The organism is Pseudomonas gingeri (assembly GCF_013385425.1).
In the GTDB taxonomy this organism is placed as follows: domain Bacteria; phylum Pseudomonadota; class Gammaproteobacteria; order Pseudomonadales; family Pseudomonadaceae; genus Aquipseudomonas; species Aquipseudomonas gingeri_D.
The window spans coordinates 54,559-65,060 of the sequence record NZ_JACAQA010000007.1 but is presented as its reverse complement, the minus strand read 5'-3'; the positions used below and the strand labels follow the sequence as shown (position 1 = coordinate 65,060).

Genomic DNA, 10,502 nt, shown 5'->3' with positions numbered 1-10,502 from the left:
CACAGTCTCTTCAAGCCCGGCGGCGGGGCCGCCGGGTCAACCCTCAACACATTCGTGGCTTTCTATGAAAAAGTTGAAGTTTCGCAAAGTGGTAATCGTGGTAGTGCTGCTGGTTCTGGCGGCGATTATTTTCTACAGCGTGCAGGCCCCGGCAAAACCGCCGGAGTACCTGACCGCCAAGGTCGAACGCGCGGATATCGAGAACTCCGTGCTGGCCAGCGGGGTACTGCAAGGTATCAAGCAGGTCGATGTCGGTGCGCAGGTCTCGGGCCAGCTCAAGTCGCTGAAGGTCAAGCTGGGCGATAAGGTCACCCAGGGCCAGTGGCTGGCGGAAATTGATCCGGTGGTGCTGCAGAACGCCCTGCGCCAGACGCAGGTCAATGAAGAGAACCTGATCGCGCAGAAACAGGCGGCGGCCTCGCAACTCAAGGATGCCAAGGCGACCTACGAGCGCTACAAGCTGCTGCGTGAGGACGACGCGATTTCCAAGCAGGACTTCGAGACCGCGCAATCGAACTTCGAGGTCAAGGGCGCCAACCTGCTGTCGCTGGAAGCGCAGGTCAGGGACGCACGGATCCAGGTCGAGACCGCCCGGATCAATCTGGGCTACACCCGCATCGTCGCGCCGATCAACGGTGATGTGGTGGGCATCGTGACCCAGGAAGGCCAGACCGTGATCGCCAGCCAGCTGACGCCGGTGATCCTCAAGCTCGCTGACCTGGACACCATGACCATCAAGGCCCAGGTCTCCGAGGCCGACGTGATTCATATCGTCCCGGGCCAGGAGGTGTATTTCACTATCCTCGGTGACGCCGACAAGCGTTATTACGCCAAGTTGCGCGGCACTGAGCCGGCGCCGCAGAACTTCCTCGATGCCCAGGCCACCGGCGCCAGCAAGCAGAACACCGCGGTCTTCTACAACGCCTTGTTCGATGTGCCGAACCCGGATCATCGCCTGCGCATTTCCATGACCGCCCAGGTGCATATCGTCCGTGACCAGGCCAAGACCGTATTGACGGTGCCGGTGGCGGCACTGGGTGACAAGAACCAGGACGGCACCTTCCCGGTACGGGTGGTGGATGATCAGGGCCAGGCGCAGATCCGCAATGTGCAGACCGGCATCAACAACAATGTGCGGGTCGAGATCAAGAGCGGCCTGGCCGAGGGTGACAAAGTCGTGATCGGCGAGCCGTCGGCAACACCTGTGGTAGCGGGAGCCTGACCATGAGCCGACCCCTGTTGGAACTCAAGGGCATTACCCGCCGTTTCGTCGCCGGTGAGAAGGATTTCATCGCGCTCAATGACATCAACCTGACGATCAATGCCGGCGAGCTGGTGGCGATTACCGGCGCCTCGGGCTCCGGCAAGTCGACCCTGATGAACGTGCTCGGTTGCCTGGATCACGCCAACAGCGGCAGCTACAAGGTCGACGGGCGTGAAACCAGCACCCTCAGTGACGATGAGCTGGCGGAGTTGCGCCGGGATCACTTCGGCTTCATTTTCCAGCGCTATCACCTGTTGCCGCACCTGGGGGCGACCCACAACGTCGAAATGCCGGCGGTCTATGCCGGCACCGGCGAGACCAAGCGCTACAGCCGCGCCCAGGAACTGCTGGTGCGCCTGGGCCTGGCGGGGCACCTGGAACATCGGCCGAGCCAGTTGTCGGGCGGTCAGCAGCAGCGGGTCAGTATCGCCCGGGCGTTGATGAACGGCGGCGAAATCATCCTCGCCGACGAACCCACCGGGGCCCTGGACAGCGTCAGCGGCAAGGAGGTGATGAAGATCCTGCTGGAGCTCAACAGCGCCGGGCACACGGTGATCCTGGTGACCCACGATGAAAAGGTCGCGGCCCATGCCGAGCGCATCATCGAGATGCGTGACGGCGAGATCATCGCCGACCGGGTCAACGCCAATCGCCCGGTGGTCAACGAAAAAGCCACCGAGCGCCTGCCGGCCAAACCCAAGCAGGGCAACCGGCTGATGGCCAGTCTGGCGCTGTTCCAGGAGGCCTTCGTGATGGCCTGGGTGGCGCTGATCTCGCACCGTATGCGGACCTTGCTGACCATGCTCGGGATCATTATCGGCATCACTTCGGTGGTGTCGATCGTGGCCATTGGCGAAGGGGCCAAGCGCTATGTGCTCAAGGACATCCAGGCCATCGGCAGCAACACCATCGAGATCTTCCCCGGCAGCGACTTCGGCGACAACAAGGCGGGGTCCATCGAGACCCTGGCGCTGTCCGATGTCGCGGCCTTGAGCGGCTTGTACTATATCGACAGTGCCTCGCCGAATATCGGCCGCAACCTGTTGGTGCGCTACCGCAACCTCGATGTGACGGCGACGGTCAGTGGGGTCAGCCCGAGTTACTTCCAGGTGCGCGGCACCAAGATAGGCTCGGGGGTGTCGTTCACCAAGGACGACGCCAGGCGCCAGGCGCAGGTGGTGGTGATCGACTACAACACCCGTATCCGCCTGTTTGGCCCGACGGTGGACCCGCTGGGCCAGGTGATCCTGGTGGATAACCTGCCGTGTACGGTGATTGGCGTGACCGAGGACAAGAAGAACATCTTCAACACCAGCAAGAACCTGAATATCTGGATGCCCTACGAAACCGCGGCGGGTCGGGTGCTGGGCCAGAGCTTCCTGGACAGCATCACGGTGCGGATGAAGGATGGCCAGCCGAGCAAGGTGGTCGAGGACAACGTCAGCAAGCTGATGGAGAAACGTCACGGGACCAAGGACTTCTTCACCTACAACCTCGACAGCGTGATGCAGACGGTACAGAAGACCAGCCAGTCGCTGGCCTTGCTGTTGTCGTTGATCGCGGTGATCTCGTTGGCGGTAGGGGGCATCGGGGTGATGAATATCATGCTGGTATCGGTGACCGAACGGACCCGTGAGATCGGCATTCGCATGGCCGTGGGGGCACGTCAGTCGGATATCCGCCAGCAGTTCCTGGTGGAGGCGGTGATGGTCTGCCTGATCGGCGGGGTGATCGGCATCAGCCTGTCGTTCGGCATCGGTTATGTGTTTTCACTGCTGGTCAAGGAATGGCAGATGGTGTTCTCGGTGAGCTCGATTGTCACCGCGTTCATCTGTTCGACGCTGATCGGTATCGTCTTCGGCTTCGTGCCGGCACGCAATGCCGCGCGGCTTGATCCGATCGAGGCGTTGGCGCGGGATTAAGAAGAAGGGCCCGTCGTTTGTACGACGGGCCCTTTTTGATCTCTCGGGGTGACGCTGATCGTGTGGGAGCGGTGCCTGCCCGCGAAGCTTTCAGCGTCGCGGGCAAGCACCGATGGGCTCAGCCTACCGCGCTGACGCTGGTAACCCGTGCCGCGCTGCTGCTCTTGAGAGCCTGTTCGAAGCGATCGAGGACCTGGCCCACTTCCGACTCGGTAATGTTCAGGGGGGGCAGGAAGCGCAGGACTGCGCTATGGCGTCCGCCGGTCTCGATCATCATGCCGTTGTCGAAGCACTCCAGCTTGATCGCCCGCGCCCGTGCGCCATCACCCAGCCCTGGACGCGAGCCGGTGCCCGGCTTGACGATTTCCACCCCGAGCATCAGGCCACGGCCGCGCACATCGCCGATAAAGGGGAAGTGCCGGGCAATATCCTCCAACCCGCTTTGCAACTGCTCGCCGCGCCGCGCGGCATTGCCCACCAGGTCGTGCTCCCTGATGTAGCGCATGGTCGTCGCCCCGGCGACCATGGCCACCTGGTTGCCACGGAAGGTCCCGGCGTGCATGCCCGGGCCCCAGGTGTCCAGGTGCTCGGCATAGACGATCACCGACATCGGGTAGCCGCCACCGATGGCCTTGGACAGCACCAGGATATCCGGCGTGATCCCGGAATGTTCGATGGCGAACAGGCTGCCAGTACGCCCCAGTCCGGTCTGCACTTCGTCGATGATCAGCAGGATGCCCTGCTCGCGGGTGATCTCGCGCAGGGCCCGCAGCCACTCGGCCGAGGCCGCGATGCAGCCACCTTCGCCCTGGACCACTTCGACCACCACCGCCGCGGGCTTCGACACACCGCTTTCCGGGTCACAGAGCACGGTGCGGATGTAGTCGATGGAGAGACGGTCGGTGTGTTCGCCATCGGTGCCGAACGGGCAGCGGAAGCGGTAGGGGAACGGCAGGAAGTGGGTGCCCTGGGCTATCAGGCCCGCCTTGGGATTGAGGTTGCCCATGGCCGATAGTGCCCCGGCGGTCATGCCGTGGTAGCCGCCATGGAAGGCCATCAGTGGGGAGCGTTGAGTGTAATGGCGGGCCAGCTTGATCGCCGCTTCGACCGCGTCCGAGCCGCTGGGGCCGCAGAAGAGGATCTTGCTGTGGTCACGCAGGCCGGCCGGCAGGGTCGCGAACAGCTCCTGGACGAAGGCGTGCTTGGCCGGGGTGGCCAGGTCCAGGGCCTGCTGCAGGTGATCGCTGTTGAGGAACTCGATCACCGCATCACGCACCACCGGTGGGTTGTGACCCAACGCGAGGGTGCCGGCATTCGACAGGCAGTCGAGGTACTCCTGACCGTTGGCATCCTTGACCCGCATGCCCCTGCCGCTGACAAACAGGCGTTGGAACGTCGCTGCATAGGTGCGCGCGTTCGACTCCAGTTTCTTGAGATTACTTAACTCTTCCATAGTCGATCACTCATTGGCACAGGTGCGAATTCATTGGCGGCTCATTTCGAGCTGAGCCCGATTCTGTAAGAGCCCTGCGGTGATCGCCACTTTATTGCGTCCGGGATGTCCCCGTTTTCCACGCCAGACAGGCCGTGGCTGCTGGGGTTAAATGCGTGCCACGAAAGGACTTTATGGCGCGGGAAGAAAACACCGCGCCGGCCCTCGTAGCCGTCTGCGCCATCACCCGTTTTCCTATTTCCCAGGACGCCTGTGCCTAGGTGTCTTCGAGAGCGTTATGCCTATCGCCAAACCTGCCGCCCACCGCCTGCTGTCGATGTTGTTCGCGACGCTGTTGGGCGGTTGTACCTTGGGGCCGGATTACCACTTGCCGGCAGTGGCCGTGGCTCGCCAGTGGCATGCGCCGTTGCCCCATGGGGCAACGGTGGTGGGGTTGCACGATTGGTGGCAGCAGTTCAATGACCCGGCGCTGGCGACCCTGCTGCAGCTGGCCGAGGTGGACAGCCCTTCCCTTGATCGGGCCCTGGCGCGTATCGCCCAGGCCCGCGCAACCCTGGCCGGCAGCATCGCCGACGCCCAGCCGCAGCTCAACGGCGGGCTGACCAAGGCCCGGGCCGGCCTGCGCCAGAGCGGGTTGAAGCAGCGCGGCACCACCTCCGGTGCCACCCTTGATGCGGCCTGGGAACTGGACCTGTTCGGCAAGCTGCGGCGCACCGACGAAGCGTCGCGCAACTTGCTTGAGGCCCGTGTCGATGACTGGCATGACGCCCGGGTGTCGCTGGCCGCCGAGGTCGGTGATGACTTCGTGCAATACCGCGGCTGCCAGATGCTGGTGAACGCTTACCGAGACCAGGCGCAATCCCAGGACCAGACCGCACGCCTGACCCGGCTGTCGTTCCAGGCCGGCTTCACCTCCGCCGCCGACGCCGCGCTGACCGATGCCAGCGCCGCCGCCAGCAGCGCGACCCTGACCAATCAGCAAAGCGAGTGTGATGTGTTGCTCAAGAGCCTGGTGGCCCTGACCGGCGGCGCCGAAGAACAGGTGCGCGAAGTGCTCGCCCAGACGCCGGCGCGGCTGCCCGAGCCGGCGTTGCTGGACGTGCGGGAAATTCCCGCCAACCTGTTGCGCCAGCGCCCGGACCTGGCCTCCAGCGAACGCGAGCTGGCCGCGGCGAATGCACAGATCGGCGCTGCCCAGGCCGACCGACTACCGAGCCTGAGCCTGGTCGGCTCGTTTGCCGTGGGCAACACCAGCGGCGCCTACAGCCGGAACTGGAGCCTCGGCCCGCAACTCAGCGTGCCCCTGTTCGATGGTGGCAAGCGCCGGGCTGCGGTGGACTCGGCCCGGGCCGGGTACGACGCGGCCCTGGCGACCTATCGACAGACCCTGCGCACGGCGGTCATGGAGGTCGAGCAATCGCTGGTACGCCTGGATGCCACGCGGCATTCGGAAGTCGATGCGCAGCGCGCCACCGACGGTTACCAGGAATATTTCCAGGCCATCGATCGTAACTGGCACGCCGGCAACGCCAGCCTGCTGGATCGTGAGTTGGCCCGTCGTTCGGCGTTGTCGGCGCAGATCGAGCTGATCACCTTGCAGCAGAATCAGGTGCGCTACTGGATCGCGCTGTACAAGGCCCTGGGCGGTGGCTGGCAGGATAATCGCGCGGGACTTGCCGGCGCCGCACCGACGCGAGGCGGGGCATGAAGTCGAGCCTGGGTTATGGGCTGCTGGCGGTTGCCGCCCTGGCACTTTCGGGGTGGCTGCTGTTTGGTCGCGCCGCCTCGGCACCGGCTGCCGCGGTCGTGCCGGCCACCAGCCTGAGTGTCGAGACGGTTCAGCCGCGCCGCGAAGACTGGCCGCAGGAGTTGCTGGCCAGCGGTGCGCTCGCGCCCTGGCAGGAAGCCGTGATCAGTGCCGAAACCGGCAGCCTGCGCATCGCCAGCTTGAACGCCGATATCGGTGACCGGGTGAAGCAGGGCCAGGTGCTCGCGACCTTGGCCGATGACAGCGTGCTGGCCGAGGAAAACAAGCAGAAAGCCGCGGTCGCCCAGGCCGTTGCGCAGTTGCAGGAGGCCCGTTCCAATGCGCGGCGTGCGGCATTGGTCGGGCAGAGCGGGGCCTTGTCGGAGCAGCAACTGGAAGAATATCGGGTCAAGGTGCAGACCGCCGAGGCCAATCTGGCGGCGGCGAACGCCGACCTGCGCACCACCCGCATCAAGCTGACACAGACCCGCATCGTCGCGGTGGACGACGGGATCATCTCCGCCCGCAAGGCCTTGCTCGGCGACGTGGTGGCGGCTGGCGCCGAACTGTTCCGGATGATTCGTGATGGCCGTATTGAATGGCAGGCTGAACTGGACGCGCAACAGTTGTCGGGAGTGCGGGCCGGCCAGCCCGCCCGCGTGACGCTGCCAGGTGGCACGCAGGTCGAAGGGCGGGTGCGGCTGGTCTCGCCGGTACTCGACAGCAAGACCAGCCGGGCGCTGGTCTATGTGTCCTTGCCGAGGGGCTCCATGGCGCGGGCCGGCATGTACGCCAGCGGCCGTATCGAACTGCCGACCCGTGCGGCGCTGACCGTTCCGGACACCGCCGTGGTCCTGCGCGATGGGCGTTCCTACGTGTTTGTGCTGGGCCAGGACATGCATGTCAACCAACAGGGCGTAGAGGTCGGGCGCCGTCGCGGGCAGGCGCTGGAGATCGTCGGCGGCCTGGCGGAACAGGCGCGGATCGTGCGCAGTGGCGGCGCATTCCTCAGTGACGGGGCGAGTGTGACCCTGGTCGGCAGCGAGGCCCTGGCCCGATGAATATTTCCGCGTTGTCGATTCGTTACCCGGTCCCGGCGGTCATGCTGTTCGTGCTGCTTACCCTGTTCGGTGTGTTCGGCCTGGAACGCCTCGGCATCCAGGACTTCCCGGACACCGATCTGCCCACAGTCGTCATCAGTGCCTCGCTGGAAGGCGCGGCGCCCGAGCAGCTGGAAACCGAGGTGGCACGCAAGATCGAGGACAAACTGACCTCGCTACGGCTGTTGCAACATGTCACCACGCTGATTGCCGACGGCAGCGTGAGCATCAACGTGACCTTTGCCATCGACAAGGACGGCAACGAAGCCCTCAATGAGGTGCGCAATGCGGTGGACAGCGCCACGCCGGAGTTGCCGGCGAACCTCGATACGCCGTCGGTATCGCGCCTGACCACCAATACCTCGGCGCTGCTGACCTATGTCATCGGCGCACCGCGGATGGACGAAGAGGCCTTGTCGTGGTTTGTCGACAATGAACTGAGCAAGCAACTGCTGGCGGTACGCGGGGTGGCCAAGATCGTCCGGGTCGGTGGCGTGGACCGCGAAGTCCAGGTCGACCTCGACCCGGCGATGATGGCCGGCCTGGGCCTGAGCGTGAACGACGTGGCCGGCCGCCTGCGGGCCATGCAGAAAGACAATTCCGGCGGCCAGGGTGACCTCGGCAGCGGCCAGCAGGCCTTGCGCATCCTCGGCGCTATCGACGATCCGGCGGCGCTCGGGGCCATCCGCATTCCCATCAGTGACGGGCGCATGCTCGCCTTGCAGCAGTTGGCCACGGTGCGTGATACCCATGCCGAGCGCAGCACCCGGGCTTATCGCGACGGCCAGCCGCTGATCGGCTTCCAGGTGATCCGCTCCCTGGGCTTTTCCGACGTCGGGGTGACCGCCGATGTCCGCCAGGCGATGAGCCGGTTTGCCGGGCAACACGAGGATATTCACGTCGAAGAGGCGAGTAACACCGTTGCACCGGTGCTGGACAACTATCGCGGTTCCATGGCGCTGTTGTACGAGGGCATGTTGCTGGCCGTCCTGGTGGTCTGGTGGTTTCTGCGGGACTGGCGGGCCACCATTGTCGTTGCCACGGCACTGCCGCTGTCGATCATCCCGACCTTCGGCGTGATGTATTTCGCTGGCTTCACCCTCAACACCATTTCCCTGTTGGCCCTGGCCCTGGTGATCGGCATCCTGGTGGACGATGCCATCGTCGAGGTGGAGAACATCGCGCGGCACCTGCGTATGGGCAAAAGTCCACGGCAGGCGGCGATCGAGGCTTCCGACGAAATCGGCCTGGCGGTGCTGGCAACCACCGTGACCCTGGTGGCGGTGTTCCTGCCCACGGCCTTTATGGGCGGGATTTCCGGCAAGCTGTTCCGGCAGTTCGGCGTGACCGCCAGCACGGCGTTGATCTTTTCCCTGTTGGTGGCGCGCTTGTTGACGCCGATGATGGCGGCGTATGTGCTCAAGGCCGGGCCGCATGTCGAGCATGACAGCCGCTTGATGACTCGTTACCTGGGCTGGATCCACGCCAGCCTGACCCGGCGCAAGGCCACCATGGCCCTGGTCGGCGTGCTGTTGCTCGGCTCCCTGGCGCTGATTCCGCTGCTGCCCACCAGCTTTCTGCCGGCCCAGGACAATGCCCGCAGCACCATCAGCCTGGAATTGCCGCCGGGCAGCAGCCTGGCGCAGACGGCGGCGATCACCCTGCAGGCCGATGCGCGCCTGCGCGCCATCGCCGAAGTGGCCCACGTTTTCGCCGCAGTGGGCAGTGGCGATATCGCCGGCGGTGGTAATCGCAAGTCGGTCCTGACCGTCGACCTGCTACCGCGCAACCAGCGCGAGCTCAAACAGTCGGCGGTCGAAGCGAAGATGCGCGACGCCCTGCGGGGGTTGCCCGGGGTGAGGGTCAATGTCGGCGGCGACAGCAGTGGCGAACGCCTGCAAATCGTCCTGGCCAGCGATGACGGCGACTTGCTCGAACGTACCGCCACGGCCCTTGAGCCGCAGTTGCGGCAACTCAAGGGCATCGGCAACGTGACGTCGAGCACGGCGGTGCAGCGCCCGGAAATCCAGATGCGTCCGGATTTTGTCCGCGCAGCCGAACAAGGCATCAGTAGCCAGGACATTGCCGACACCTTGCGCATGGCCACCTACGGCGATTTTTCATCGTCCCTGGGCAAGATCAATCTGTCCCAGCGCCAGGTGGATGTCCGGGTGCGCATGCAACCGCAGGTGCGCAGTGACCTGGAGACCATCGCCCAGTTACGGGTCAAGGGCCGTGACGGCCAGGTCGCGCTGGCTTCCCTGGGGCAGATCAGCATGGGCAGCGGCCCGGCGCAGATCGATCGGCTCGATCGCCTGCGCAATATCACCCTGTCCATTGAACTCAATGGGCGCAATCTGGGCGAGGTGATGGAGCAGGCCAGGCAGTTGCCGGTGATGCAGCACCTGCCGGCCCAAGTGAAACTGGTGGAGCAGGGCGAGTTGCAGTTGATGAGCGAGTTGTTCGGCAACTTCAGCCTGGCCATGGCCGTCGGCGTGTTCTGTGTCTATTCGGTGCTGGTGCTGCTGTTCCATGACTTCATGCAGCCGCTGACCATCCTCTCGGCCTTGCCCCTGTCGTTGGGCGGAGCCTTGTTGGCGCTGTTGATCGGTGGGATGAGCTTTTCCCTGGCCTCGGTCATCGGCTTGCTGATGCTGATGGGGATCGTGACCAAGAACTCTATTCTATTGGTGGAGTACGCGATCATGGCCCGTCGTGATCAGGGCATGAGCCGCTATGAGGCGTTGATCGATGCCTGCCACAAACGGGCACAGCCGATTCTGATGACCACCATCGCAATGGGCGCGGGCATGCTGCCGACGGCGCTGGGATGGGGAGGGGAGTCGAGTTTCCGCCAGCCGATGGCGGTGGTGGTGATCGGCGGCCTGTTGGCCTCGACGGTGCTCAGCCTGTTGGTGGTGCCGGTGATCTTTACGTATGTCGATGATGGGCTTGAAGGGGTCAAGCGGTTCTTTCGCACACCTCGATAGATGCAACAGGCTGCTATCGAGGTGTT

The 10,502-nt window shown here is 64.4% G+C and carries 6 protein-coding genes; 5 read left to right on the top strand and 1 reads right to left on the bottom strand.

Annotation, left to right across the window (positions count from 1 at the left end; genetic code table 11):
* Positions 1-64: 64 nt before the first annotated feature.
* Positions 65-1,222, top strand: a complete 1,158-nt coding sequence (macA, locus tag HX830_RS12715) for a macrolide transporter subunit MacA (protein ID WP_177100506.1) — start codon at positions 65-67, stop codon at positions 1,220-1,222.
* A gap of 2 nt (positions 1,223-1,224) precedes the next feature.
* Positions 1,225-3,186 (top strand): MacB family efflux pump subunit, encoded by a 1,962-nt coding sequence (locus HX830_RS12710; RefSeq protein ID WP_177100504.1) that lies wholly within the window; start codon positions 1,225-1,227, stop codon positions 3,184-3,186.
* A gap of 118 nt (positions 3,187-3,304) precedes the next feature.
* Here HX830_RS12710 and HX830_RS12705 read toward each other — a convergent pair whose 3' ends face one another.
* Complete coding sequence (locus tag HX830_RS12705; protein ID WP_103498127.1) at positions 3,305-4,639, bottom strand: diaminobutyrate--2-oxoglutarate transaminase family protein; 1,335 nt, start codon at positions 4,637-4,639, stop codon at positions 3,305-3,307.
* 277 nt (positions 4,640-4,916) lie between these two features.
* On the opposite strand from HX830_RS12705, the gene HX830_RS12700 reads away from it, so the two are divergent.
* From HX830_RS12700 to HX830_RS12690, 3 genes are read left to right on the top strand one after another with little or no spacing between them, the layout of a single operon-like run.
* Positions 4,917-6,347, top strand: a complete 1,431-nt coding sequence (locus HX830_RS12700; protein ID WP_177100502.1) for an efflux transporter outer membrane subunit — start codon at positions 4,917-4,919, stop codon at positions 6,345-6,347.
* Entirely contained in the window at positions 6,344-7,447 is a 1,104-nt protein-coding gene (locus HX830_RS12695; RefSeq protein ID WP_177100500.1) for an efflux RND transporter periplasmic adaptor subunit, read from the top strand. Before HX830_RS12700 ends, HX830_RS12695 begins: the two co-directional genes overlap by 4 nt.
* On the top strand, positions 7,444-10,476 hold the full coding sequence (locus HX830_RS12690; protein WP_177100498.1) for an efflux RND transporter permease subunit: 3,033 nt from the start codon (positions 7,444-7,446) through the stop codon (positions 10,474-10,476). Before HX830_RS12695 ends, HX830_RS12690 begins: the two co-directional genes overlap by 4 nt.
* The last annotated feature ends 26 nt before the right edge of the window (positions 10,477-10,502 follow it).

What these genes read in the sequence shown, in the direction of transcription:
- macA (WP_177100506.1), top strand. Translation starts at nt 65, where the DNA reads ATGAAAAAGTTGAAGTTTCGCAAAGTGGTAATCGTGGTAGTGCTGCTG.
- HX830_RS12695 (WP_177100500.1), top strand. Translation starts at nt 6,344, where the DNA reads ATGAAGTCGAGCCTGGGTTATGGGCTGCTGGCGGTTGCCGCCCTGGCA.
- HX830_RS12705 (WP_103498127.1), bottom strand. Translation starts at nt 4,639, where the DNA reads ATGGAAGAGTTAAGTAATCTCAAGAAACTGGAGTCGAACGCGCGCACC.
- HX830_RS12690 (WP_177100498.1), top strand. Translation starts at nt 7,444, where the DNA reads ATGAATATTTCCGCGTTGTCGATTCGTTACCCGGTCCCGGCGGTCATG.
- HX830_RS12700 (WP_177100502.1), top strand. Translation starts at nt 4,917, where the DNA reads ATGCCTATCGCCAAACCTGCCGCCCACCGCCTGCTGTCGATGTTGTTC.
- HX830_RS12710 (WP_177100504.1), top strand. Translation starts at nt 1,225, where the DNA reads ATGAGCCGACCCCTGTTGGAACTCAAGGGCATTACCCGCCGTTTCGTC.